General features: G+C 71.9%; 19 protein-coding genes and 1 tRNA gene. 14 read left to right on the top strand and 6 right to left on the bottom strand.

The window, feature by feature from the left end:
* Positions 1-109 precede the first annotated feature (109 nt).
* The 3 genes from ASG94_RS08080 (at position 110) to ASG94_RS08070 (ending at position 4,792) form a co-directional block, all read left to right on the top strand.
* Positions 110-2,428, top strand: a complete 2,319-nt coding sequence (locus ASG94_RS08080) for a sodium-translocating pyrophosphatase (protein WP_056925766.1) — start codon at positions 110-112, stop codon at positions 2,426-2,428.
* 127 nt (positions 2,429-2,555) lie between these two features.
* Positions 2,556-3,353, top strand: a complete 798-nt coding sequence (locus ASG94_RS08075) for a metallophosphoesterase family protein (RefSeq protein ID WP_056926378.1) — start codon at positions 2,556-2,558, stop codon at positions 3,351-3,353.
* Entirely contained in the window at positions 3,350-4,792 is a 1,443-nt protein-coding gene (locus ASG94_RS08070) for a DUF7059 domain-containing protein (protein ID WP_056925765.1), read from the top strand. Before ASG94_RS08075 ends, ASG94_RS08070 begins: the two co-directional genes overlap by 4 nt.
* Before the next feature lie 4 nt (positions 4,793-4,796).
* Here the strand turns inward: ASG94_RS08070 and ASG94_RS08065 are convergent, their stop codons facing one another.
* Positions 4,797-7,811: a nidogen-like domain-containing protein gene (locus ASG94_RS08065; RefSeq protein ID WP_056925764.1), complete on the bottom strand. Its 3,015-nt coding sequence runs from the start codon at positions 7,809-7,811 to the stop codon at positions 4,797-4,799.
* A 202-nt stretch (positions 7,812-8,013) separates the two neighbouring features.
* On the opposite strand from ASG94_RS08065, the gene topA reads away from it, so the two are divergent.
* A complete protein-coding gene (topA, locus tag ASG94_RS08060) occupies positions 8,014-10,737 on the top strand; it encodes a type I DNA topoisomerase (protein WP_056925763.1) in 2,724 nt (907 codons plus the stop codon).
* A 101-nt stretch (positions 10,738-10,838) separates the two neighbouring features.
* Here the strand turns inward: topA and ASG94_RS08055 are convergent, their stop codons facing one another.
* Complete coding sequence (locus ASG94_RS08055; RefSeq protein WP_056925762.1) at positions 10,839-11,564, bottom strand: hypothetical protein; 726 nt, start codon at positions 11,562-11,564, stop codon at positions 10,839-10,841.
* Positions 11,565-11,688: 124 nt separating this feature from the next.
* On the opposite strand from ASG94_RS08055, the gene tmk reads away from it, so the two are divergent.
* The 4 genes from tmk (at position 11,689) to ASG94_RS08035 (ending at position 15,183) form a co-directional block, all read left to right on the top strand.
* The gene (gene tmk / locus ASG94_RS08050; RefSeq protein WP_056926377.1) at positions 11,689-12,321 is read left to right on the top strand and encodes a dTMP kinase; all 633 of its coding nucleotides are present in this window, start codon (positions 11,689-11,691) and stop codon (positions 12,319-12,321) included.
* Positions 12,318-13,469, top strand: a complete 1,152-nt coding sequence (locus ASG94_RS08045; protein WP_056925761.1) for a DNA polymerase III subunit delta' — start codon at positions 12,318-12,320, stop codon at positions 13,467-13,469. The genes tmk and ASG94_RS08045 overlap by 4 nt, the downstream gene beginning before the upstream one ends.
* Positions 13,466-15,025 carry an alpha/beta hydrolase gene (locus ASG94_RS08040; protein ID WP_056925760.1) on the top strand — a complete coding sequence of 520 codons (1,560 nt, stop codon included), beginning with the start codon at positions 13,466-13,468 and terminating at the stop codon, positions 15,023-15,025. Before ASG94_RS08045 ends, ASG94_RS08040 begins: the two co-directional genes overlap by 4 nt.
* An 82-nt stretch (positions 15,026-15,107) precedes the next feature.
* Positions 15,108-15,183: transfer RNA gene (locus ASG94_RS08035), tRNA-Thr, on the top strand.
* 402 nt (positions 15,184-15,585) lie between these two features.
* On the opposite strand, the gene ASG94_RS08030 is transcribed toward ASG94_RS08035, so the two are convergent.
* Complete coding sequence (locus ASG94_RS08030) at positions 15,586-16,575, bottom strand: aldo/keto reductase (protein WP_056925759.1); 990 nt, start codon at positions 16,573-16,575, stop codon at positions 15,586-15,588.
* Positions 16,576-16,624: 49 nt separating this feature from the next.
* A complete protein-coding gene (locus tag ASG94_RS08025; RefSeq protein ID WP_056925758.1) occupies positions 16,625-17,524 on the bottom strand; it encodes a helix-turn-helix transcriptional regulator in 900 nt (299 codons plus the stop codon).
* Between the two features lie 102 nt (positions 17,525-17,626).
* On the opposite strand from ASG94_RS08025, the gene ASG94_RS08020 reads away from it, so the two are divergent.
* Together ASG94_RS08020 and ASG94_RS08015 are read left to right on the top strand one after the other, a co-directional pair.
* The gene (locus ASG94_RS08020) at positions 17,627-18,511 is read left to right on the top strand and encodes an aldo/keto reductase (RefSeq protein WP_056925757.1); all 885 of its coding nucleotides are present in this window, start codon (positions 17,627-17,629) and stop codon (positions 18,509-18,511) included.
* Between the two features lie 234 nt (positions 18,512-18,745).
* Positions 18,746-19,099, top strand: coding sequence for a DUF6907 domain-containing protein (locus ASG94_RS08015; protein ID WP_056925756.1), 354 nt, complete (start codon positions 18,746-18,748; stop codon positions 19,097-19,099).
* A gap of 10 nt (positions 19,100-19,109) precedes the next feature.
* Here the strand turns inward: ASG94_RS08015 and ASG94_RS08010 are convergent, their stop codons facing one another.
* Together ASG94_RS08010 and ASG94_RS08005 are read right to left on the bottom strand one after the other, a co-directional pair.
* Positions 19,110-19,595 (bottom strand): cupin domain-containing protein, encoded by a 486-nt coding sequence (locus ASG94_RS08010; RefSeq protein ID WP_056925755.1) that lies wholly within the window; start codon positions 19,593-19,595, stop codon positions 19,110-19,112.
* Between the two features lie 70 nt (positions 19,596-19,665).
* Positions 19,666-20,736 (bottom strand): SDR family oxidoreductase, encoded by a 1,071-nt coding sequence (locus ASG94_RS08005; protein ID WP_056925754.1) that lies wholly within the window; start codon positions 20,734-20,736, stop codon positions 19,666-19,668.
* Between the two features lie 222 nt (positions 20,737-20,958).
* Here ASG94_RS08005 and ASG94_RS08000 point away from each other — a divergent pair, with 222 nt between their 5' ends.
* The 4 genes from ASG94_RS08000 (at position 20,959) to ASG94_RS07985 (ending at position 24,700) form a co-directional block, all read left to right on the top strand.
* Positions 20,959-21,675, top strand: a complete 717-nt coding sequence (locus ASG94_RS08000) for a helix-turn-helix domain-containing protein (RefSeq protein ID WP_056925753.1) — start codon at positions 20,959-20,961, stop codon at positions 21,673-21,675.
* 115 nt (positions 21,676-21,790) lie between these two features.
* Complete coding sequence (locus ASG94_RS07995) at positions 21,791-22,771, top strand: zinc-dependent alcohol dehydrogenase (protein WP_056925752.1); 981 nt, start codon at positions 21,791-21,793, stop codon at positions 22,769-22,771.
* Positions 22,768-23,817, top strand: coding sequence for a zinc-dependent alcohol dehydrogenase (locus ASG94_RS07990; protein ID WP_056925751.1), 1,050 nt, complete (start codon positions 22,768-22,770; stop codon positions 23,815-23,817). Before ASG94_RS07995 ends, ASG94_RS07990 begins: the two co-directional genes overlap by 4 nt.
* Positions 23,810-24,700 (top strand): NAD(P)-dependent oxidoreductase, encoded by an 891-nt coding sequence (locus tag ASG94_RS07985; RefSeq protein ID WP_056925750.1) that lies wholly within the window; start codon positions 23,810-23,812, stop codon positions 24,698-24,700. Before ASG94_RS07990 ends, ASG94_RS07985 begins: the two co-directional genes overlap by 8 nt.
* Positions 24,701-24,803: the final 103 nt, after the last annotated feature.

Here is a 24,803-nt window from a genome sequence, read left to right as displayed (position 1 = left end):
GGGCTCTTTTTGCGCGTGTGTCACGCGTCACGTGTCGCACGTGATCTGTGACACACCTGCGTAGACTCCCGCGCGTTCACACACTTGGACCACTGCCAGGAGGACGCACATGACGGGGATCAACCCAGTCGTCGTGACGCCGGAGCTCACTGGCGGCAATCTCGTGCTGGTCATCGCCGTCGCCGTGATCGCGCTCGCCGCGCTCGCGATGGCTGCGATGTTCCGCCAGCAGGTCATGGCCGCCGGTGAAGGCACCGACAACATGAAGACCATCGCCAAGGCCGTGCAGGAAGGCGCCAACGCCTATCTCGCCCGACAGTTCCGCACGCTCGCCATCTTCGCGGCGATCGCGTTCTTCGCGCTCCTCGTCCTCCCGGCCGACGACACCACCGTGCGGATCTTCCGCTCGGTCTTCTTCATCATCGGTGCGGGCTTCTCCGCCGCGGTCGGCTACCTCGGCATGAACCTCGCCGTGCGCGCCAACCTCCGGGTGGCGGCCGCGGCCGAGACCACCGGGCGCGAGCCCGCCATGACGATCGGGCTGCGCACCGGCGCCATGGTCGGCATGCTGACGGTCGGCCTCGGGCTCCTCGGCGCCAGCCTCGTCGTGCTGTTCTTCCAGGACTCCGCTCCCGACGTGCTCGAGGGCTTCGGCTTCGGCGCGGCGCTGCTCGCCATGTTCATGCGAGTCGGCGGTGGCATCTTCACCAAGGCGGCCGACGTCGGCGCCGACCTGGTGGGCAAGGTCGAGCAGAACATCCCCGAGGACGACCCGCGCAACGCCGCGACCATCGCCGACAACGTGGGCGACAACGTCGGTGACTGCGCCGGCATGGCCGCCGACCTCTTCGAGTCGTACGCCGTCACCCTGGTGGCCGCGCTGATCCTCGGCTCGCAGGCCTTCGGCGACAAGGGGCTCGTGTTCCCGCTGCTGATCCCGGCGATCGGCGCGCTCACGGCGGTGGCGGGGGTCTACCTCACCCGGCCCAAGGCGGACGAGAACGGCCTCACCACGATCAACCGCTCGTTCTACCTGTCCTCGGGCATCGCCGCGGTGGCCAGCGTGGTGCTGTCCTACGTCTACCTGCCGAGCAGCTTCTCCGAGTTCACCAACATCGCCGAGGGCCTGGCCACCGCCGAGGGCGACCCCCGGTTCATCGCCTCGGCAGCCGTGGTGATCGGGATCGTGATGTCCGCGGGCATCCTGGCCCTCACCGGCTACTACACCGGCACCGAGTACCGCCCGGTCAAGGACGTCGGCAAGACGTCGCTGACCGGTGCCGCCACGGTGATCCTCTCCGGACTCTCCGTCGGGTTCGAGTCCGCGGTCTACACGACCCTGGTGATCGGTGCCGCCGTGTTCGGCGCCTACCTCCTCGGTGGTGCCGCCCTGACGGTGTCGCTGTTCGCCGTCGCGCTGGCCGGCTGCGGACTGCTCACCACGGTCGGCGTGATCGTCGCGATGGACACCTTCGGCCCGGTCTCCGACAACGCCCAGGGGATCGCCGAGATGTCCGGCGACGTGAGCCCGGAGGGCGCGCAGATCCTCACCGAGCTCGACGCCGTCGGCAACACCACCAAGGCGATCACCAAGGGCATCGCGATCGCCACCGCGGTGCTGGCGGCGACCGCGCTCTTCGGTTCCTACGCCACGTCGGTGTTCGAGGCACTCGTCGAGGCCCAACCGGCGCAGGACGAGTTCCTGCAGTTCGACGTCTTCAACCCGGCCGTCCTCGTCGGCGTCCTGCTCGGCGCCTGCGTGGTGTTCCTCTTCTCGGGGCTCGCGATCAACGCCGTCGCCCGGGCTGCGGGGGCCGTGGTCTTCGAGGTGCGCCGCCAGTTCCGCGAGATCCCCGGGATCATGGAGGGCACCGGTCGTCCGGAGTACGGCAAGGTCGTCGACATCGTCACCAAGGACTCGCTGCGCGAGCTGGTGACCCCCGGCATCCTGGCCGTCCTGGCGCCCATCGCCGTCGGCTTCGGTCTCGGCGTGACGCCCCTGGCCGGCTTCCTCGCCGGTGCCATCGGCACCGGCACCCTGATGGCGGTCTTCCTCGCCAACGCCGGCGGCGCCTGGGACAACGCCAAGAAGCTGGTCGAGGACGGTCACCACGGCGGCAAGGGCTCGCCCGCCCACGAGGCGACGATCATCGGCGACACGGTCGGCGACCCGTTCAAGGACACCGCCGGTCCGGCCATCAACCCGCTCCTCAAGGTGATGAACCTCGTCTCGCTGCTCATCGCGAGCGCGGTCGTCTCGCTGAGTGTCGGCAAGGACCAGAACGACGCCCTGCGGATCGGCATCGCCCTCGTGGCGGCGGCCATCATCGCGGGCGCGATCTACGTGTCCAAGCGGCGCGGGGTCGCCATCAGCGACGACGGCGACAACACCGGCAGCTCGTCGATGCACCCGCACGCCACCACCTGATTCGCACCAGCTCCTCCTGCTGGCCCGTCGCGACCCCGCGGCGGGCCAGCAGCACGTCGGGGGCAGCCGGCCGGCGGCGTACGACGGGTGGAGACGTCCGACGACCGCGGCTGGAAGGATGGCGGCCATGGAGCGCATCGCCCTCGTCTCGGACGTGCACGGCAACCTCACCGCCCTCGAGGCCGTCCTCGCGGACATCGACCGCCGCGGGATCTCGCGGATCTTCAACCTCGGCGACTACGTCGGCAAGGGGCCCCGGGGTCGGGAGGTCATCGACCTGTGCCGGGAGCGCTGCGAGGTCAACCTGCTCGGCAACTGGGACGACTTCCTGCCCGACCCGGACCGCGAGCTCGACAACGAGGCGCTCCGCTTCTGGCTCGACCAGCTCGGTCCCGGCCAGGGGGAGTGGCTGCGCGCGCTGCCGTTCAACCACGACTTCTGGCTGAGCGGACGCCGCGTACGGCTCTTCCACGCCAGCGAGGAGACCGTGCACCGCCGGGTGCGCTACGTGCGCACGCAGGCGGAGTTCGAGGGACTCTTCACCCACACCGAGGCCACGGGCGACGGGCCCGTCCCCGACCTGGTGGGGTACGCCGACACGCACGACCCGCTCTACGAGTGCCAGCTCGAGGGGCGCACCACCTTCAACACCGGCAGCGTCGGCAACTGCATGGGCGACCCGACACCGATGTACTGCATCCTCGAGGGCGAGGTCGGCAGCCAGGAACCGGCCCCGTGGTCGGTGTCGTTCGCCCGGGTCCCGTACGACGTCGAGTCCGAGCTCGCCGTCGCCCGCGCGATGGGTGCGCCCCACTACGACGGCTACGAGCTCGAGCTGCGCCACGGCATCTACCGCGGCGCCCTCACGGAGTGGCGCTCCGGCGAACCCATGACCGGCTACCACGAGAGGGGAGCGAGCGCATGAGCCTCGACTTCACCGGCCCCCTGCGCGACGCCCTGGTCGCCGCGGACTTCACCTACGACGGCGTCGCGGACCTGCTCGGCGAGACGGCGCACCGCGCGCTGAGCCGCAACGAGACGACGCCGGGACTGCGGCGTACGACCGACGGCGGTCCGCTGGCCACCCTGACCCGCCTCTTCCTCCTCCAGGCGCCGGTGTCGCACGACGCCGCCGAGGCGGCGCTGCCGGGCCTCGTGGACCGGCTCTGCAACGCCGGGCTGCTCGAGCAGAGCGTCGGGGAGGTGGCGGCGCGGCTCGACTGCCGGCCCTACCGCACCGACGAGGACGACCTGTGGATCGTCTCCGACCTCACGCCGGGCCTCGACGGCGCGCCCAACCGCGTCGGCAGCGACCACGTGCTCGGCATCTCCAGCGCCTCGACCAGCCTGGCCCAGCTGACCATCCGCGAGCCGGTCGGCCGGGCCCTGGACCTCGGCACCGGGTGCGGGGTCCAGGCGCTGCACCTCGCGGCCCACGCCCGCGAGGTGGTGGCCACCGACGTCAACACCCGGGCGCTGTGGATGACCCGGCTCAACGCCGCGCTCAACGAGGTCGACGTGGACGTGCGGGAAGGCTCCTTCTTCGAGCCGGTACGCGGCGAGCGCTTCGACCTGGTCGCGACCAACCCGCCGTTCGTGATCTCGCCGGCCACGGGGGAGCGGCTCGTCTACCGCGACTCCGGCCTGCCGGGCGACCGCGTGGTCGAGGACATCGTGCGCCAGGCCCCGCAGCTGCTCACCGAGGGCGGCTGGTGCCAGGTCCTCGGCAACTGGGTGATCGAGCGCGGGCGGGCGTGGGACGAGCGGCTCGCGACGTGGCTCGACGCCGACTGCGATGCGCTGGTCGTCCAGCGCGAGGTGGTCGACCCCAGCGAGTACGTCGAGCTGTGGCTCAAGGACGCCGGCTTGCACGGCAGCGACGACTACGTCCGCCGCTACGACACCTGGCTGTCGTGGTTCGACGAGCAGGGCATCGAGGGTGTCGGCTTCGGGTGGCTCAACCTGCGGCGCACGGGCGGTGGTCGGCACCAGCTCCTTGACTGGCCCTACGACGTCGAGCAGCCGATCGGCCCCGCCCTCGCCGCGTGGGGCGACGCGGTGGCCGCCGAGGTCACCTCCGACGCCCACCTCGTCGCCGCTGCCGACCTCGTCCAGGAGACCCAGGGCCGGCCCGGGGCCGAGGACCCCTCGACCATCGTGCTGCGCCAGCAGCGGGGCCTGCGTCGCGCCCGCCAGGTCGACACCGTCGAGGCGGCCCTCGTCGGTGCCTGCGACGGCGAGCTGACGGTCGGCCAGATCCTGGACGCGGTGGCCGACCTCACCGGTGGCGACGCCGACCAGCTGCGGGCGACCTACCTGCCGGTCGCGCGCGAGCTGGTCGGCGAGGGCTTCCTGACCCGTTGAGGGCTCAGGTCGCCTTGAGCTTCACCACCTTCGAGGTGGACGGCGAGGTCGTGGCGTTGCCGGCGAAGACCGCCTTGATCTTGTGCTTGCCGGCCTTGACCTTCTTCAGCTTGACCGTGATCTTGCCGCTGCTGCCCACCTTCACCTTCTTGACGAGCTTCTTGCCGTCGTAGATCTTCACGCGACCGGCCTTGGACCCGCCCGCCGCGACCTTGACCTTCACGGTGACCTTGACCGAGCCGCCGGCCCTGATCCGGGTCGCCGACAGCTTGACGGACGTGGTCGAGGTCTTCTTGACCGCGGGCGCGGGCGCGGGCGCGGGCGTCGGTGCAGGGGCCGGGGCCGGTGCCGGCGCCGGGGGTGGGGTCGTCGCCGGCGGGGCCGGGGCTGCCGTTCCCGTCACGCCGGCCGAGGTGACGGTCACCGGCAGGAAGGTGACGGTCAGCTCCTGGCTGGCGTCCACGTAGTCCGGACGCCGCCCGGTGGAGCGGGCGGTGAAGACCGCTCCGACGTCCCCGGCCGTGACCGTGTGCGAGGTGCCCGGCAGCGGGACCCCGTTGCGCAGGAGCTCCAGCCCGGCAGCCTCCAGCGGGTTGGGCCAGCGGGCCGCGTTGGCCTGCAGCGTCCCGCCCACCTGGGGGTTGCCGGTCACCGTCGGCGCCGCCGACGCGGTCGGTGCCGTCAGCCCTGCGCAGGTCGTCCGGATCACGAGGTCGATGCGCTCGGGCGGCACCTGCATGCCCGCGGTCGTCACCGAGCCGCACCCGGCGGCATCCACCTCCACCTGGTACCAGCCGGGCGAGACGTCCCAGCGGAAGAACCCGCGACCGTCAGTGGTGTCGGGGTTGTTGCGGTTGGACGGCGACATGATGTCGCTGCCGTCGGGGACTGCGACGTACGGGCCGTCCGACGTCTCGGACCGCAGCAGCGTCACGGTGGCTCCCGCGATCGGGCGACCCCACTGGTCGGTGACGGTGCCGCTGGGGTCGATGTAGATGTTGAACGCGACGGGAGCCGCGCCACAGGTCGCCGGGATGTTGGTGCTGATCAGGGCGTCGCCGTGGTCGGGGTAGAACGCCGGGATCGTCGCGGAGTAGACCCCGCTCGGCGACTCGGTCATCGGCACCCGGTTGCGCACCACGATCCCGTTGATCGTGACGGTGTACGTCGGGCTGACGACGCCCGCGCAGCCGGGCACGACGAGGTCGAGGGGCTCTCCGTAGTAGACGCTGGGGACGCTGCCTCCCGCCTGACCCCCGAGCGTCACGTTGGCCGGCATCGGGATGGGCGCGGTCAGCACGATGGGAGGTACGACGGTCGCCTGCCCTGCGACGACCGTGGCTGCGGCACCTCCGGCGAACAGGTCGTCGGAGGGGGGCCAGACGGTGATCGCCTGCTGGCCGGCCGAGACCGCTGCGAAGGACCAGGCGCCCGACGCGTTGGTGCTCGTGTAGCTGCAGCTGGAGCCGTCGCTCAGGCACGTCTGGACGAAGGCGTCGACCACCGGGTCGCCGGCCGCGTCCACGACGGTGCCGCTCATCGAGCCGTAGGAGGTGGTCAGGCCCTCGTTGCGGACCTCGAAGACGTAGCGTCCGGCCTGGCTCGACCCCTGCGAGCCGGAGATCAGGGCGTTCGGGCCGCCGTCGAGGAGCGCTCCGTTGACGAACGAGCCCGCGAGCTGGACGAAGGTCCCGGCCACGCCGGAGCCGGCCGAGAAGCCGGCCGCGGCCGAGGTGCCGCCCAGCCCGCCGACGCCGTCGCTGGCGTCGCCGGTCTCCCACTGGATCCGGTCGTAGTTGAAGGTGATGTCGAAGTCACCGGCCGAGCGGCCCGGCTGGTCCTCGGTCGAGCGGAGCAGCATCTGCACGGTGTTCAGCTTGTCGGTGTGCTCGCTGAAGTAGCCCAGGTCGGCCCACTGGGCGCAGAAGGTCTTCCCGTCCGGGGACGTGCCGTAGGTCGTCACCCCGGAGTCGGGACCCGAGGTGTCGAAGTCGGCGAAGAAGGGCGCGATGATCGGCTGGTCGGTGGCGCCGGTCAGGCTCGACGGGGTGAACTGCGACAGCCCGGACCCGAAGGTCAGGTTGCCGTTGTTGTTGACGAACATCGTCGACTGGGGGTTGCCGAAGAAGCGCACGGGGAAGGGCGCGGGAATGGCGGCCGACGTCCCGTCGTCGTTGGGGGTCAGCGAGTTGTCCGTGCAGTACGGCAGCACCTGTCCGGCGACCGTGCCGAGCGCCGACGGCAGGCGGGTCAGCGTGACGGCGCCCAGGGCGACGTCGGTGGTGGTGGTGGTGACGCTGTTGCTCGCCGTCGGGCTGTCGGGCAGGGCGTCGCCACCGCCGTAGAACTGCGAAGCGTGCCGACCGGCGGTGAAGCGGAACGTCAGGGTGCTGTTGGCGGGCACGCCCACCGTGTAGAGACCGTCGGTGCCGGTCGTGGCGGTCTCGTCCTGCAGCCAGCTCGTCGAGCCGGCGTCCCACACCCAGGCCGTCACCGAGGCGTTGGCCAGCGGTCCGCCCGTCGAGGAGAGGACGGATCCGGTGGCCAGCAACGGGTTGGCGCCGGGGTCGGCGACGGGGTTGAGGTCGACCGTGGCGCTGGCGCCGTCCGCGACGGCGAAGGCACCGGGATCGCCCGGCACGTCCGGCGGGTTGAGCGCGCCCTCCGAGATCGTGTAGCCGTAGTTGCCACCGAGGTCGCTGTAGGCGAGGTAGTAGTCGCCCGGCTCGGCGCTGAAGGAGTAGGTGGGCGCGGCGTCCGTGACGTCGACGAAGTCGGCGAAGTCGAAGAACCCGGCGACGGGATCCCACCGGTAGAGGTCGACCTCACCGTCGATCGACTGCCCGCCGGACGGCTTGACGACCGTCCCGGTGATGGTGGCCGAGAGCAGGGCTGCCTCGCGCTTGGCCCCGGGGCCGTCGCGGTCGGCGCTGGTCGCCGGGGCGGTGGAGACCACCGACAGCCCGAGGGCGACGAGGAGGAGGACGAGGATCCGGCCGACCGGGCGGGTGGAGGACATGGCAGCTCCTGGGTGAGTGGTCCCGAGACCGGTGGTGGATCGCAACGTAGGGCCCGCGGGGGCCCGTCGTGGCGCCCGGCGACACGCAATTGGCGGAGATTGGGTATGCGCCACAACGACCACCGGTGGTCGTCCCGGCTGGTGTTGTGGCCAGCGAGCGCTACGGTTGCGGCGCATCACCGAATCAGGAAGCAGGAATCACGTGGCACACAAGCTCGTCATCGTCGAGTCGCCCAAGAAGGCGCAGATGATCGGCGGCTACCTCGGCAGCGGGTATGTCGTCGAGTCGTCCATCGGTCACATCCGGGACCTGCCCAACAACGCGGCGGACACCCCGGCCAAGATCAAGGACAAGCCGTGGGGCCGGCTCGCCGTGGACGTCGACCACGACTTCGAGCCCTACTACGTGGTGCCGCGCGACAAGAAGAGCCACATCTCCAAGCTCAAGAAGCTCCTCAAGGACGCCGACGAGCTCTACCTCGCCACCGATGAGGACCGCGAGGGCGAGGCCATCGCCTGGCACCTGCTCGACGAGCTCGACCCGAAGGGCATCCCGGTCAAGCGGATGGTCTTCCACGAGATCACCAAGCCGGCGATCCTGGCCGCCGCCGAGAGCCCGCGCGAGCTCGACATGCACCTCGTCGAGGCGCAGGAGACCCGCCGCATCCTCGACCGCCTCTACGGCTACGAGGTCAGCCCGGTGCTGTGGAAGAAGGTCATGTCCGGCCTCTCCGCCGGCCGCGTCCAGTCCGTGGCGACCCGCCTGGTGGTCGACCGCGAGCGGGAGCGGATGCGCTTCCGGGTCGCGTCCTACTGGGACCTCGAGGGCACCTTCGACGCCGGCAGCTCCCACGAGCAGCGGATGTTCCCGGCCAAGCTGCACTCCGTCGACGGCGCCCGGGTGGCCCGCGGCTCCGACTTCGGCCCGGACGGGCAGCTCAAGAAGTCCGACATCGTGCACCTCGACCGCACCCGCGCCGAGGCGCTGGCCGCGGCGCTGGAGGACACGACGTACGAGGTCCGCTCCGTCGAGTCCAAGCCCTACCGCCGCTCCCCGTACGCCCCGTTCCGCACCACCACCCTCCAGCAGGAGGCAGGCCGCAAGCTCGGCATGAGCTCGAGCGTGACCATGTCGGTCGCGCAGCGGCTCTACGAGGGCGGCTACATCACCTACATGCGTACCGACTCCACGACGCTGTCCAGTGCCGCGGTCGGCGCCGCGCGCGACCAGGTCCGCGAGCTGTACGGCGCGGAGTACGTCCCCGACAGCCCCCGCACGTACGCGTCCAAGGTCAAGAATGCCCAGGAGGCGCACGAGGCGATCCGGCCCGCCGGCGACTCGTTCCGCACCCCGGCCCAGACCGGCCTGACCGGCGACCAGTTCCGGCTCTACGAGCTGATCTGGATGCGCACCGTCGCCTCCCAGATGAAGGACGCCACCGGCCACACCGTCTCGATCCGCATCGGCGGCACGGCGGCGACCGGCGAGGACGTCGTCTTCGGCGCCAGCGGTCGCGTCATCACGTTCCACGGCTTCCTCAAGGCGTACGTCGAGGGCACCGACGACGCCGCGTCGGCGCGCGACGACCAGGAGACCCGCCTGCCCAACCTGGAGCAGGGCGAGGCCATCTCGGCCGCCTCGGTCACCGCCGCGGGCCACGAGACCAAGCCCCCGGCCCGCTACACCGAGCCCACCCTGATCAAGGAGCTCGAGGAGCGCGAGATCGGCCGCCCCTCGACGTACGCCTCGATCATGGGCACCATCGTCAACCGCGGCTACGTCTACAAGAAGGGCTCGGCCCTGGTGCCGGCCTGGCTCGCGTTCTCGGTGGTGCGGCTGCTGGAGGAGCACTTCCCGCGGCAGATCTCCTACGAGTTCACCGCGCTCATGGAGGACGTGCTCGACGACATCGCCGGCGGCCGGCGCGACCGCAAGACCGAGCTCGGCGAGTTCTACTACGGCTCCGGCGACGTCGAGGGCCTCAAGACGCTGGTCAACGAGCTCGGCGACATCGACGCCAAGGAGCTCGCGACCTTCCCGATCGGCGAGGACTCCGGCATCGTGCTGCGGGTCGGGCGCTACGGCCCGTACGTCGAGGCTCCCGGTCCGGAGGAGGGCGGGGACGGCGCGACCGTGCGCGCCAACGTGCCCGACGACCTGCCGCCCGACGAGCTCACCGTGGCCAAGGCCAAGGAGCTGCTGGCCAACCCGGCCGGCGAGGAGCAGGTGCTCGGCGAGCACCCCGAGACCGGCCTGGTCGTGGTCGCCAAGAACGGCCGCTTCGGGCCCTACGTCACCGAGCAGCTGCCCGAGGACGCCCCCAAGTCGGCCAAGCCGCGCACCGGCTCGCTCTTCAAGTCGATGACCCTCGACACCGTGTCGCTGGAGGAGGCCGTCAAGCTGCTGTCGCTGCCGCGCGTGGTCGGCGCCGGCGAGGACGGCGAGGAGATCACCGCGCAGAACGGCCGCTACGGGCCCTACCTCAAGCGCGGCACCGACTCCCGGTCGCTGACCAGCGAGGACCAGATCTTCGACATCACCCTCGACCAGGCGCTGGCGATCTACGCCCAGCCCAAGCAGCGCGGTCGCGGCGCGGCCACCGCGCCGCTCAAGGAGCTCGGCAACGACCCGGTCTCCGGGCAGCCGGTGGTCGTCAAGGCCGGCCGCTTCGGTGAGTACGTCACCGACGGCGAGTACAACGCCACCCTGCGCAAGGACGACACCGTCGAGTCGCTGACCCTCGAGCGGGCGGCCGAGCTGCTGCAGGAGCGCCGCGACAAGGGTCCGGCCAAGAAGACGGCCAAGAAGGGCGCGAAGAAGACCCCCGCCAAGAAGACCACGGCGAAGAAGACCACGGCGAAGAAGACCACGGCCAAGAAGACCACGGCCAAGAAGACGACGAAGGCCGCGGCCAAGAAGTCCTGAGGCCGCGTCCCGCGCAGACACGCGGACACAACGCGCCCGATCGCGGCCGGCCCACGCTCAGCGCGGCCGGCCCACGGGAGTTGTGTCCGCGTGTCTCCGTCTCAAGAGGCGGCGGAGCCCCCGCCGAGGATCAGGGCGAGCAGGAACGCCCAGCCGCCGGTCAGCCAGGTCCGCCGGGGGTCGCGCGGCGGGAGCAGCCCGGTCGGGCCGCCGAGCAGCAGGTAGGCCGCGACGCCGTACGGCGGGACCAGCAGCACCAGCCAGGCCCACGCCCACCGGGTGGCTCGCCACGGGCGGGGTCCGCCGATGAGCGCGAAGGTGCCGACGAGCAGGACCAGGTAGCCGGAGCCGACCCACCCGGGTGCTTCCAGGCCCGCCAACGTGAACGACGGCGAGTGGTAGTCACCGCGGGTGAAGGCCACGTCGGGGTCGAGCCCGAGGAGGCGGTCCTCGACGCTGCCGACGATGACCGGGTCGCCGTTGGACCGGCGCGCCTTGACGGTCTGGCGCTCGCTGCTGGCCTCCGTCACCCACGCGGCGTGCAGGATCCAGCCCTCGCGCCACCGGACCTGGACGCCTCCGTAGCCGATCGCGTCGTCCGGCAGCTGCTCGCCGACGACCTCCACCTCGCCGACCTGCCCGGCGGCCACCTGACCCTCGAGGTCGGCGAAGGTCGACGCGCGCTGGCCGGTGACGAGGGCAGAGAGGAGCAGGGCGACCCAGGCGGCGGTCAGGAGCCAGCCAGCCACCCGGTCGCGACGGGTCCAGCCGTCGGGGGCCGGCACGGCCCGCGCCGGTGCGCTCGGCGTACCGGTGTCGATGCTCATGCGTCCCCCTCGCGCCCACCCGCGCTCACCCGTGGCTCGCAGCGTAGGGCAGCGACCGCCCGCGCGCACGAGGTCGAGGCATCGGGACGGGGGCGGAGTCGGTGCCCGCCCGTAGGGTGTGCGCGTGAGCGAGAGGGTCTATGCCGACACCGGCGTCTTCGTCTGCTTCGAGGGCGGCGAGGGCGCGGGCAAGTCGACCCAGTCGCGGCTGCTGAGCACGTGGCTGGAGGAGCGCGGCCACACCGTGCTGCTCACCTTCGAGCCGGGCGACACCCAGGTGGGCAAGGCCCTGCGGCAGATCGTGCTCAGCCCCGAGACGGGAGAGCTCTCGCACCGCACCGAGGCACTGCTGTACGCCGCCGACAAGGCCGAGCACGTCGACACCGTCGTGCTCCCGGCGCTGGCACGCGGCGAGGTCGTCATCACCGACCGGTACGTCGACTCCTCGCTGGCCTACCAGGGTGCCGGCCGTGACCTGCTGGTCGCCGACGTGGAGCGGGTCAACCGCTGGGCGACGGGAGAGCTGAGGCCGCACTTGACGGTAGTGCTCGACCTGGAGCCGGAGGCCGGCCTGGGTCGCTTCACCGAGCGCGACCGCATCGAGGGCGAGTCGGTGGAGTTCCACCAGCGGGTGCGGCAGGGCTTCCTCGACCTCGCGGCCGCCGATCCCGAGCACTACCTCGTGCTCGACGCCCGGGCCCCGATCGAGGAGATCGCGGACGCCATTCGCGCGCGCATCGAGGTGCTGCTCCCGTGAGCGTGTGGGACGACCTCGTCGGACAGCGCCCGGTCATCGAGGCGCTGAGCCGGGCCGCGGGCGGCGACGGCATGACCCACGCGTGGCTCTTCACCGGACCGCCCGGGTCGGGCCGCTCCAACGCCGCGGTCGCGTTCGCGGCCGCGCTCCAGTGCGAGACCGGCACGGGCTGCGGCACCTGCAAGTCGTGCCGCACGGTCCTGGCCGGCAGCCACGGCGACGTCAAGGTGGTCCGCACCGAGAAGCTCTCGATCGGGGTCGACGAGGTGCGCGACCTCGTGCGCAGCAGCGCCCTCGCCCCGGCCGGCGACCGCTGGCAGGTGATGATCGTCGAGGACTCCGACCGCCTCACCGACCAGGCCTGCAACGCCCTGCTCAAGGCGATCGAGGAGCCGACGGCACGCACCGTGTGGCTGCTGTGCGCGCCGACGACCGAGGACGTGCTGCCGACGATCCGCTCCCGGTGCCGGCTGGTCTCGCTGACCACGCCGACCGCGGTCGACGTGGCCGCCTTCCTGGTGCGCTCGGTCGGGGTGGGCGAGGAGCTGGCCGCCCATGCCGCCCGCGCCAGCCAGGGGCACATCGGCCGCGCCCGGGCCCTGGCCCGGGACGAGGAGACGCGTCGGCGTCGCCGCGAGGTCGTCTCGCTCCCGGCCCGGCTCACCACCCTCGGTGCCTGCATGACGGCGGCCACCAACGTCCACGAGGTCAGCAAGGTCGAGGCCGAGGTGCAGACCTCCGACCTCGACGCGCGCGAGAAGGCCGACCTCGACACGGCGTACGGCGTGGAGGCCCGCGGGCGGCGTCCGCGCGAGTACGCCCCGGCGCTCAACGCCCTCGAGAAGGGCCAGAAGACCCGCGCCAAGCGGCGGGTCCTCGACGTCGTCGACCGGGCGCTCATGGACCTCGTGTCCGTCTACCGCGACGCGATCGCGGTGTCGGTGGGGGCGCCCGGCGACCTGGTCAACGAGGAGATCCGGGCCGACGTCGCCCAGCTGGCGCGCGTGGCGACCCCCGAGCAGCTGCTCGTGATGATCGACGCGATCTTCACCGCGCGTGAGCAGATGCTGGAGTTCAACGTGCCGCCGCAGCTGGCACTCGAGTCGATGATGGTGGCGCTCAGGCTGCCGACGGGGGCGGGTCGATGAAGAAGGTCGTCGCGGTGGTGCTGGTGGTGGCGATGGTGCTGCTCGCCGTGGGCACGGGAGCCGTCGTCATCTGGAGCGCGTTCTCGGACTCGACCTCCTCCGGCCCGAGCCGCTCCTCCGAGCAGGCACCGTCCGCCCGCGACGACGCCGACGCCCGCGAGGCCCCGTCGGCGGCGCTGCAGCCGTTCTACGGCCAGGAGATCGGCTGGAGCGCCTGCGAGGGAGACCGTGAGTGCGCGACGCTGACCGTCCCGGTCGACTACAGCGAGCCGGCGGGCGACACCCTCGACCTCGCCCTCCTGCGGGTCCCCGCCGCCGGCCGGGCGCAGGGCTCGCTGGTGGTCAACCCGGGCGGTCCGGGCGCGCCCGGCACCGACTACGCCGCGGCGGCGGGCCAGGTCCTGCGCGAGCCGCTGCTGCGGGCCTTCGACGTGGTCGGCTTCGACCCGCGGGGCACCGGCGAGTCCAGCCCGGTCGACTGCATCAGCGACGACGACCTCGACGCCTACCTCGCCGGCGACCCCGACCCCGACGATGCGGCCGAGGAGGAGCAGTACGCCGCCGACGTCACCGCGTTCGGTGCCGGCTGCGCCGCCGCGGGCGAGGTCGCCGCACACGTGTCGACGATCGAGGCCGCCCGCGACATGGACGTGCTGCGCGCGGCGCTGGGGGAGTCGACGCTGACCTACCTGGGCGCGTCGTACGGCACCAAGCTGGGCGCGACGTACGCCGAGCTCTTCCCCGAGCGGGTGGGCCGCCTGGTGCTCGACGGCGCCGTCGACGTCTCCCTGGACAACCGCCAGCTCGGGCTCGAGCAGGCCGCCGGGTTCGAGACCGCGCTGCGGGCCTACGTGCAGAACTGCATCGACACCACCGAGTCCTGCTTCCTCGGCGACACCGTCGAGGAGGGGCTGGCGACGATCGACGGGCTGCTGGCCGACATCGAGGAGTCGCCGCTGCCCACCGGCGGTGATCGCGACCTGGCCATCGGCAACGCGTTCTACGGGATCGTGGCGCCGCTCTACAACCGCGACTACTGGTTCGTCCTGAGCGCGGCCCTGGGCAGGGCCCTCGACGGGGACGGCCAGGCGCTGCTGGAGCTGGCCGACCTCTACTCCTCGCGGGGCCAGGACGGCTACACCGACAACAGCACCGAGGCCAACGTGACCATCAACTGCCTCGACGACCCGTCGTCGGTGCCGTTCGACGCGGTGCGCGACTCCTACCCGGCCTACGAGGAGGCGTCGCCGACCTTCGGCCGGATCTTCGCCTGGTCGCTGACCACCTGCCGCGGCTTCCCGCTCCGCTCGACGGAGGAGCCGCTCGACATCCGTGGCGAGGGGGCCGCCCCGATCCTGGTCACCGGTACGACGCGTGACCCGGCGACGCCCCTGAAGTGGGCCGAGGCACTGGCCGCCCAGCTGGACTCCGGCGTCCTGCTCCGGCGCGACGGCGACGGCCACACGGCGTACAACTCGGGCAACGAGTGCGTCGACACCGCGATCGAGGACTACCTGATCGACGGCACCGTGCCGGCCGACCCCACCGACTGCTGAGGCGACCTGATTTCGACCGCCGCGCGGTCGGGCGTTATCCTCTTCCAGTTGCCCGGCCGGTCCCACCTCAGCCGGGCAGCGCGCCGCCTTAGCTCAGTCGGTAGAGCGAATCACTCGTAATGATTAGGTCGTCAGTTCGATTCTGACAGGCGGCTCCACCAGAGAACGGCCCCTCACCCGCACGAACGGGTGGGGGGTCGTTCTGCGTGGCACGGGACGGGAGCCTCAGCCTGGCGGGCGCAGGACCGTCCCGATCCAAAGAGGACCGCGCCGGTCAGTACCTCGGGGGAAAGACACTCACCGGCGCGGTCGCGGCCGATCCCGGGCATGGACGGGGGGTCACCGGGACGAGCCAGAAGAGACCATAGGCGACGTGGGTGCGCCTGGGCAGTGTGCAAATGGGGTAAACCGGGCGCGTGTCGCAGATGCCGGGGTCTGTGGGGATCACGGACCAGCACGTCCTGGCGCGCTGCGACCGCCCGCCGGGCGATCGGGTGACGGCGCGGGCAGGGCCGGATCTTCGCGGCCCTGGGTGACGGGAGTGGGCCGTGGACGAGCAGTCAGCGGTCGATCATCTTCTGCATCGCCTCGGGGTAGCGGTCGCCCTGGACCTGCACGCCGGCCGAGGCGCGGTCGAGCTCGGCGAGGTCCTCGGCGGTGAGGTCGAGGTCGGCCGAGCCCAGGTTCTCGTCGAGGCGCTCGAGCCGCCGGGTCCCGGGGATCGGCACGATCCACGGCTGCTGTGCGAGCAGCCAGGCCAGCGCCACCTGGCCGACGGTGGCGCCCTTGCGCCGGGCGACGTCGGAGACGAGGTCGACGAGGGCGAGGTTGGCCGCGAGCGCCTCCCGCTCGAAGCGGGGGAGGTTGGCCCGGATGTCGCCCTCGCCGAACTCGCTCTCGGCGGTGACCTGACCGGTCAGGAACCCGCGCCCCAGCGGGCTGAAGGGGACGAAGCCGATGCCGAGCTCCTCGAGGGCGGGCAGGATCTCGTCCTCGGGCTCGCGCCAGAAGAGTGAGTACTCGCTCTGGAGGGCGGTGACCGGCTGCACCGCGTGGGCTCGGCGGATCGTGGCGACCCCGGCCTCGGACAGCCCGAAGTGGCGCACCTTGCCGGCCTCGATGAGCTCCCGGACGGTCCCGGCGACGTCCTCGATCGGCACGTGCGGGTCGACGCGGTGCTGGTAGAGCAGGTCGATGGAGTCGGTGCGAAGGCGGCGGAGCGAGCCGTCGACCGCGGCGCGGATGTGGTCCGGGCGGCTGGTGACCCCGGTCTGCCGGCCGTCCTCGTCGAGGGCGAAGCCGAACTTGGTGGCGATGACGACGTCGTCGCGGACCGGCTGCAGTGCCTCGCCGACCAGCTCCTCGTTGTGGAACGGTCCGTAGACCTCGGCGGTGTCGAACAGCGTGACGCCGCGCTCCACCGCCGCACGGAGGAAGGTGATCATCTCCTCCCGCGGGGGTCGCGGCCCGAAGGACTGGCTCATCCCCATGCAGCCGAGGCCGAGGTCGGAGACCCGGAGGCCCTGGGTCCCGAGTGTGCGTCCCTGCATGTGCGTTCTCCTTCGTGGTGGGGCAGACGGTCGGCTGGTGGGCAGACGCTCAGGTGGTGGGGGAGGCGGCCGACTCGGTGGCCAGCTCCTCCTGCGAGGCCGCCCAGGAGGCGAGCACCCGGAGTGCGTCGGCGGTCGGGCTGCCGGCCGGGGCGGTGTAGACGTTGAGCTGCAGGCCGGGGGCCGAGGACAGCTCCATCGACTCGAAGTCGAGGTCGAGGCGGCCGACGACGGGATGGTTCAGCCGCTTCTGGCCGCTGCGGTGGAACTGCACGTCGTGGGAGGCCCAGCGCTGCCGGAAGAGCTCGGAGCGGGTCGAGAGCTGGCCGACCAGCTCGATCAGCGCCCGGTCGTCCGGGTTCTTGCCGGCCTCGAGGCGGAGCATGGCGGCCGCGTCGTTGGCGATGCGGTCGTAGTCGACGAAGAACCTCTCGGCCGCCTCCGGCTCGAGGTAGACGAAGCGGGTGGTGTTGGCCGGTCGCTCGGGCTGCGCCAGGACCGGGCTGTAGAGAGCCCTGGCCAGCTGGTTCATGGCGACGATGTCGTGGCGGCCGTTGCGGACCCAGGCCGGCGCGTCGGTCATCGCGTCGAGCACCTGCTGGATCGCCGGTCGCACGGACAGGGGTGCGGCCCGGCGGCGCCGGCGCGTCGTACCGGGGCCGCTCTCCCTCGCGAGGGACAGCAGGTGCGCGCGCTCCGCCTCGTCGAGCTGCAACGCCTTGGCGAGTGCTTCGAGGACTCCCTCGGAGGCGCCGGCGAGGTTCCCGCGCTCCATGCGGGTGTAGTATTCGACCGAGACGCCGGCGAGCATCGCGACCTCCTCGCGGCGCAGGCCCGCGACGCGCCGGTTGCCGCCGTACGCCGGGAGGCCGGCCTGCCCGGGGGTGATCCGCGCGCGGCGGGTGCTGAGGAAGTCCCGGATCTGCGTGCGGAGGTCGGTGGTGCCCATGCGCCCACGGTAGGCACGCCGTCCAGCCGGGTGGGAGGCCCTGCCAGTACCGGCCTCGACAGTCACTGGAACCGCCTCCCGGACCCGCCTAGCGTCGGACGCATGAGCACTCCCACCTTCACCCTCAACAACGGCGTGGAGATGCCGGCCCTCGGGTTCGGCGTCTTCCAGACCCCACCCGACGAGACCCTCACGGCCGTCGCGTCCGCGCTCGAGGTCGGCTACCGCCACATCGACACCGCGGCGGCGTACGGCAACGAGCGCGAGGTCGGGGAGGCGCTGCGCCGCTCCGGCGTCGAGCGCTCCGAGGTCTTCGTCGAGACCAAGGTCTGGATCAGCGACTACGGGTACGACGAGACGCTGCACGCCTTCGACAAGAGCGCCGGCAAGCTGGGCGTCGAGCAGCTCGACCTGCTGATCCTGCACCAGGCGCTGCCCGGCGAGTTCGACCTCACCCTCGCGGCGTACCGGGCACTCGAGCAGCTCCTCGCGGACGGACGGGTGCGCGCCATCGGCGTCAGCAACTTCATGCCCGACCACCTCACCCGGCTGCTCGACGCCACGAGCGTCGTGCCGGCCGTCAACCAGATCGAGGTGCACCCCTACTTCCGGCAGTCCGAGCTGCTCGCGGTCGACGCCGAGCACGGGATCCTGTCGCAGGCGTGGTCGCCGATCGGCGGGATCACCTTCTACCGCGACGGCTCGCACGGCAGCACCCTGGAGGACGCCGTGATCGGTGAGATCGCGACCGCGCACGACCGGACGCCGGCCCAGGTGATGCTGCGCTGGCACCTCCAGCAGGGGCGCCAGGCCATCCCCAAGTCGGTCACGCCGAGCCGCATCGCTGAGAACTTCGCCGTCTTCGACTTCGAGCTCACCGACGCCGAGCTCGCAGCCATCGACGCGCTCGACACGGGCGTCAGGGGCGGACCCGAGCCCGAGCAGGTCACGCGCGCCGCCTTCGGCCGCGAGATCCCCGAGGCCTGAGGAGGCACCATGCAGATCGACCCACCCCGTCCCACGGTCAAGAACCCCCGGAGCCGACGAGCAGTACCTGGCGTGACGGAGCCGGAGCCGGGCGTGGGCGCGGCGCTCCAGGGGAACCACGGGACCCCGCGTCCCGTCCGAAGGGGTGGAGAGGCGTAACGATCGGGCGCGCGCGGCTGTTTCACTTCTCGACCGGGCCAGAGGCCAGCCACCACTGGGAGGGGCACTCGCACCATGAGCGCAGCATCCACCGAGCACGAACCGTCCGTCGTCACCCTGCCTGCCATCGAGTGCGCCCCGTGGTGCCTCGACGGCCACGGGCACCCGGACGCTCCGTTCCCCGAGGACCAGGTCTGCCGGGGCGAGACGGTCCAGGTCCCGCTCACGCGGGCCCCGCTCGTCGAGGTCGGCACCGACGAGTGGGAGCGGGAGCAGCTGCACTTTTACCTGCTCCGCCATGCCGGGGCGCACATGACCACCGTCGAGATGTACCGCGGCGACCTCGGCGAGACGGTGTCGCTCACGGTCGACGAGGCGCAGGCGCTGGGGGAGGCCCTCCTCGAGGCCGCCCGCCGGGCCAGGGCGTGAGCCCGCTCGCCTACACGTAGATGTTGTCGTGCTCCTCGAGGAAGGCCTGGAGCTCGTCGTGGCTCGGCCTCCAGCGGCCCTCGGCGATCTCGACCAGCCCCTCGAAGTAGGCCTGGCGGGGAGCCCCGGGCGTGAAGAGGATGAGCATCGACGCCGGCTGGCCCGACTCGTTGCGGAAGCCGTGCACCCCGCCCTCGGGCACGTGCAGGAAATCGCCGGGCCGACCGTCCAGCCACGCGTTCCCGTCGTACAGCCCCACCGTTCCGGAGAGCACGAAGAACGACTCGGTCATGGTCCGGTGGTAGTGCGCCTGCGGGCCTGCCGGCTCCGGTCCCATGTCCCAGCGGAAGAGCCCGAAGCGCCCGCCGGTGCTGGCGCCGGTGGCCAGGTAGCTCGCCGCACCGCCGGGGCGCGGGAGCTCGGGAGGGGTGTCCGCCGGGCGGTACCGCGCCAGCACGTCGCCCGTGCCGGAGTACACGGGATCGGGGTACGACATGCGCCGACGCTACCGCCGCGCGGGACCGGGCACATCCCGCGATCGGAGGAAGCGGGAGCCGGCGCGCGCGTCAGTCGAGGGGCGGGATGATGCGGGCGTCCCGCAGCTGGGCGAAGAGGTCGGTGAAGGACTCGATGGTGCTCTGGTGGTCGAGGAACCCGAGGGAGCGGCTCTTGGTCATGTCGGCGAAGGTCTCCATCTCGCGACCGAGGTCCGCGTCCGTGTGCCACCACGAGGCCAGCTCGGAGGCCTTGTACGGCGCCAGGTCGTACGCCTCGACCAGGCCCGCCCACACCTCGTCGGCATGGTCCATCCGGCCCTCGAGAGGCGTCGGGTGCCCGGGGTACTCCCCGGCCGGGACGCCCAGTGCCTCGGCCACCTGCGGCCACAGCTGGCGCCAGCGGAAGACCTCGCCGTTGACTGTGTTGAAGGCCTGGTTGCGGGCCCTCGGCTCGGTGGAGGACCAGAGCACGTGGCGCCCGAGGAGGCGCGCGTCGGTCAGGTCGGTGATGCCGTTGAGCTGCTCGGGGCTCCCGGGGAACACGAAGGGGTCGCCGGTGGCGCGGCACAGGGCGCCGTACACCGCCAGCGTCACGCCCATGTTCATCACGTTGCCGAGCGCGTAGCCGATCAGGGTGTGGGGACGGTGCACCGACCACGAGAAGCCCTGGCGCTCCGCCTCGGCGAAGAGCACGTCCTCCTGGTCGTAGTAGAAGTTCTCGACCGGCAGCCGCCCCTGGCTCTCGCGGAACGGCGTGTCGGCGGGCGCTTCGCCGTAGGCGTCGAAGGGGCCGAGGTAGTGCTTGAGCCCGGTGACGAGGGCGACGTGCTCGAGCGTCGAGGCGCGTCCGGCGGCGGCGAGCAGGTTGGCGAGCATCGCGCTGTTGACGCGGCGGTTCTCGGCCTCCGTCTCCTGCCGGGACCACGTCGTGAAGACGACGTGGCTGAACTCCCGGCCCTGGAGGGCCCGGTCCAGCGACTCCGGGTCGAGGACGTCGCCCCGGACCTGCTCGACGCCGGGGATGTCGTAGCGGTGCGAGCGCGACAGGCCGAGGACCCGCCACCCGGCCGCTGACATCGCCTGCGCGGTGTTGTAGCCGGCGATGCCGGTGACTCCGACGACCAGAACGGTGCGTGGCACGGTCTTCCTCCTGGGGACTCTCGGGGGTTCCCGGACGGACCGGGTGTCCGGTCATCGTGATCCGCAGTGGACAATTCGTCAAGTGACAGTGAACAATACGACGCCGAGGAGAGACGTCGTTTGCTGACGATGATCAATGCTCGGCACGGCGACCAGGCACCCGCCGCGTCGGATCGGGATCTCGTTACCGTGGACCGGCACAGATCGCGAGGGGATGGGCGCATGAGTGAGTCAGAGGAACTGCCGGCGGACAGTGGCGGCGTGGGGCAGCTGGGCAGCAAGCTGCGCAAGGCCCGCCAGCACGCAGGCCTCTCCCTGCGCGAGCTCGCCCGTCAGCTGAGTGTGTCGCCGTCGTTCCTCTCGCAGATGGAGAACGGCAAGTCCCAGCCCTCGGTGGCGACGCTCTACTCGATCGCGCAGGTGCTCGAGGTGTCGATCGACGAGCTCTTCCACACGTCCGGCGCCCCTCTCGAGGCGGCCGGTCCGGCCCCCGAGGCGCCGACCCTCGACGAGGCCACCTCCGCACCGGACGCCCGGCCACTGGGCGTCGTGAGCCGCTCGGCCATGGCCTCGCCGGCGGAGGCGTTCGACCGCGAGCCCCGCCGCCTCACCGTCAGCCGCCCCGACCAGCGGCGCCGACTGGAGATGGACTCCGGGGTGATCTGGGAGCAGCTCGCCGACTCGGCGCCGGACGTCGACTTCATCGAGATCATCTATCCCGCCGGCAGCAGCTCCACCAACGACCGCAGGATGATGCGGCACGCCGGCCAGGAGTACGGCTACCTGCTCGAGGGCGAGCTCGAGGTCACCGTCGGTTTCGAGGTGTTCACGATCGGGCCGGGGGATGCGCTGAGCTTCGACAGCTCCGTGCCGCACCTGCTGCGCAACCGCACGGACAAGGATGCCCGCGGCATCTGGTGCGTCCTGCACCACCACTGAGGACGCTCGGGCCGGACTCCGGCCTGACCGTGGAACCCCTTGACTCTCACTGAACGTGTGTGAAGTATGAGTTCACAGTCGCAGGGTGCGACGCACGTCACAGAGTGAGGTCCCCGTGAAGGCTCTCCAGTTCCTCGGCGACGGTCGGCACACCGTCGCCGACCTCGACCCGCCGACCATCGAGGAGGACGAGGTGCTCCTCGCCGCGCGCAGCGTGGGCATCTGCCACTCCGACATCGACCTCCTGCACGGTCGGTACATCATCCCGTTCAGCTTCCCGGTCATCCCGGGGCACGAGTGGGCGGCCGAGGTGGTCGCGACCGGACGCAAGGTCACGCGCTTCGCGCCGGGTGACCGGGTGGTCGGGGAGTGCGTCATCGGGCAGGAGCACTTCGGTTTCAGCATCAGCGGGGCGGCAGCGGAGCTCTTCGTCGCGAAGGAGGGCTGGCTGCACGCCCTGCCGGACGAGCTGAGCTGGACACAGGGCGCTCTCGTCGAGCCGTTCAGCTGCGGCTACTACGCGACCGTCCGGGCCGACAACCTCGACGCCAGTGACACCGCAGTCGTGCTGGGCGCCGGTCCGATCGGTCTCGGCGTCGTCGCAGCGGCAGCGGCGCGGGGTGTGCGGGTCGTCGTGGCCGAGCCCGACGCGGGCCGGGCGGCACTCGCGCGCACCCTCGGTGCCGAGGCGACCATCGACCCCACCGACCCCGAGGTCGGGCAGGCGCTCGACGAGCTCACCGGCGGTCGCCGTGCCGACGTCGTCTTCGAGGCGAGCGGCAAGCCCGCGGCCATGGCGACCGCCCTCGACCTCGCCGGTTTCCGGGCCCGGCTGGTCTACATCGGCATCGACGTGGGCGGCTCGGCTCCCGCGGCCCTCGGACAGATCCAGTCCAAGGAGCTCCAGGTGCGCGGCATCATCGGCTCGCCCGGGGTCTGGCCCCAGACCCTGCGCTTCCTGGCGCGCACCGGCGTCGACCTCAGTCCCCTCGTCACCTCGACCTACCCGCTGGAGTCGGCGAGCGAGGCGATCGAGGCCGTGCTGACCGACCGCACCCAGGTGAAGGTCCACGTCACCTCGTCGGCGACGCCATGAGAGCGGGCGTCCTGCACGAGCCCGGCGACCTGCGGGTCGAGGACCGGCCGGACCCCCGTCCCGGGCCGGGGGAGATCGTGATCGAGGTGGCCTACAACGGCCTCTGCGGCACGGACGTCACCGAGTACACCAAGGGACCGATGATGGTGCCGCTCCACACCCGCCATCCGGGTAGCGGGCACCTCGGCCCCACCGTGCTGGGGCACGAGTTCGTCGGCACGGTCCTCGACGCGGCTCCCGACGTGCGCCACCTGGTCGGCCGCAGGGTCGCCTGCGGTGCCGGGGTCTCCTGCGGCGAGTGCGCGTGGTGCCGCCGGGGCCGCACCAACCTGTGCGCGCGCTACTACACGCTCGGGCTGAGCGCCGACGGCGGCCTCGCGACGTACGTCGCCGCGCCCGCGGCCTGCTGCGTGGAGATCCCGGACGACTGCACCCTGGACTCGGCGGCGCTCGCCCAGCCGCTCGCCGTCGGCGTCCACGCCGTGCGTCGCTCCGGGGTGCGCCCGGGTGACTCCGTGGTGCTCCTGGGTGCCGGCGCGATCGGCTCCTTCGTGTGCGCCGGTCTCGAGGGCCACGACGGTCCCGTGCTCGCCGTCGACGTGGACGCCGGCCGCCTCGAGGTGGCTCGCGTGCTGGGCGCCACGGACACCGCCCTGGTCAGTCCCGCAGCGGGACCCGACGACGTCCGGGACCTCGTGCCCGACGGCGCGGACGTCGTGTTCGAGACGTCCGGCGTCCCGGGCGCCGTGGAACGAGCGTTCGCTCTCACTGCACGCGGCGGCACCGTCCTGCTGGTGGGGCTGAACAGTGCTCCGACCACGCTCACCCTGGCACCGGTGGTCCTGCGGGAGGTGGACGTGCGCACCACCGTCGCCCACGTGTGCGGCGACGACCTTCCAGCGGCCCTGGACATCCTCACGCGTCGTGACCTCGGCGCCCCGCTGGTCGATCGCGTCGTCCGGCTGGAGGACGTCGTCGCCGAGGGGCTGCGGCCCCTCGCGGACGGGGCGCTCACCGGGAAGGTGCTGGTGGATCCCCGTGGCTGAGGTCGCGGTGCTCGGTGCCGGCCGGATGGGCGCGGCGATGTGCCACCGGCTGGTGGCGGCCGGGCACCGGGTGCGGCTGTGGAACCGCACGCCCGCCCGCGCCCTCGCCGTGCTCGGGGACGTCGGCAGTGCCGACCTCGTCGTCGCGGACACGCCCGCCGAGGCGGTGCGGGGCGCCGACGTGGTGCTCTGCATGCTGGCCGACGGCGATGCGACGACCGCGGTCCTCCTCGACGCTCCCCTGGTCGCGGCGCTCGCCCCCGACGCCGTGGTGTGCGACCTCGGGACCAGCGGCGTCGTCGCCGCCCGCGCCCTCGCGACGGCCTATGCCGCGCACGGACGGCGCTTCGTGGACTCACCGGTCTCGGGCAGCGTGGCGACCGTGGCGGCTGGCCAGCTGCTGGTGATGGCGTCCGGTGCCCCCCGGGACGTGGAGGACGTCACCGGGGTGCTGTCGGCGTTCGCGGCTCGGGTCGTCCGGGTCGGCGACGCCGGGCTGGGCCAGTCCATGAAGCTGGCGGTCAACCTGGTGGTGCACGACCTGAACTCGGCCCTGTCGGAGTGCCTGACGCTCGCGGGCAGGGCCGGCATCGATCCTGCGACCGCGTACGACGTGCTGGAGAACAGCGCCGTGGGCGCACCGTTCGTGCGCTACAAGCGCGCCGCCTTCCTCGAGGAGGGCGGCCCCGTCGCCATGAGCCTGGACCTGGTCGCCAAGGACTTCGGCCTCATCGCCGCCCTGGCCGACGAGCAGGGGACCCCGGTGCCCGTGAGCGATGCGGCTCGCGCCGTCGTGGGAGAAGCCGTGGCCGCGGGGCACGGGGACCGCGACATGGCCTACCTGCGGACGTTCCTCGCATCGCGCCCTCCCTCCGTGCCCTGAGAGCGGTCGGCGGTCGGGTCTTGTGGCGGTCGTCACAGAAATACTTGTGAACCTCTTGTGAACACCGGCACGGCGCTTGTACAGTCCTGCTGAACGGGTGACC

The sequence above is a fragment of the Nocardioides sp. Soil805 genome, from assembly GCF_001429625.1.
Lineage (GTDB): Bacteria > Actinomycetota > Actinomycetes > Propionibacteriales > Nocardioidaceae > Nocardioides.
The sequence above is the reverse complement of the archived record's forward strand: the minus strand, read 5'-3'. Positions and strand labels throughout refer to the sequence as shown.

Bases quoted from the DNA above. Each gene is read 5' to 3' on its own strand.
- ASG94_RS08075 (WP_056926378.1), top strand. From the start codon at position 2,556: ATGGAGCGCATCGCCCTCGTCTCGGACGTGCACGGCAACCTCACCGCC.
- ASG94_RS08000 (WP_056925753.1), top strand. From the start codon at position 20,959: ATGAGTGAGTCAGAGGAACTGCCGGCGGACAGTGGCGGCGTGGGGCAG.
- ASG94_RS08080 (WP_056925766.1), top strand. From the start codon at position 110: ATGACGGGGATCAACCCAGTCGTCGTGACGCCGGAGCTCACTGGCGGC.
- ASG94_RS07990 (WP_056925751.1), top strand. From the start codon at position 22,768: ATGAGAGCGGGCGTCCTGCACGAGCCCGGCGACCTGCGGGTCGAGGAC.
- ASG94_RS08010 (WP_056925755.1), bottom strand. From the start codon at position 19,595: ATGTCGTACCCCGATCCCGTGTACTCCGGCACGGGCGACGTGCTGGCG.
- ASG94_RS08030 (WP_056925759.1), bottom strand. From the start codon at position 16,575: ATGCAGGGACGCACACTCGGGACCCAGGGCCTCCGGGTCTCCGACCTC.
- ASG94_RS08070 (WP_056925765.1), top strand. From the start codon at position 3,350: ATGAGCCTCGACTTCACCGGCCCCCTGCGCGACGCCCTGGTCGCCGCG.
- ASG94_RS08055 (WP_056925762.1), bottom strand. From the start codon at position 11,564: ATGAGCATCGACACCGGTACGCCGAGCGCACCGGCGCGGGCCGTGCCG.
- ASG94_RS08065 (WP_056925764.1), bottom strand. From the start codon at position 7,811: ATGTCCTCCACCCGCCCGGTCGGCCGGATCCTCGTCCTCCTCCTCGTC.
- ASG94_RS08025 (WP_056925758.1), bottom strand. From the start codon at position 17,524: ATGGGCACCACCGACCTCCGCACGCAGATCCGGGACTTCCTCAGCACC.
- ASG94_RS08015 (WP_056925756.1), top strand. From the start codon at position 18,746: ATGAGCGCAGCATCCACCGAGCACGAACCGTCCGTCGTCACCCTGCCT.
- ASG94_RS08020 (WP_056925757.1), top strand. From the start codon at position 17,627: ATGAGCACTCCCACCTTCACCCTCAACAACGGCGTGGAGATGCCGGCC.
- ASG94_RS08040 (WP_056925760.1), top strand. From the start codon at position 13,466: ATGAAGAAGGTCGTCGCGGTGGTGCTGGTGGTGGCGATGGTGCTGCTC.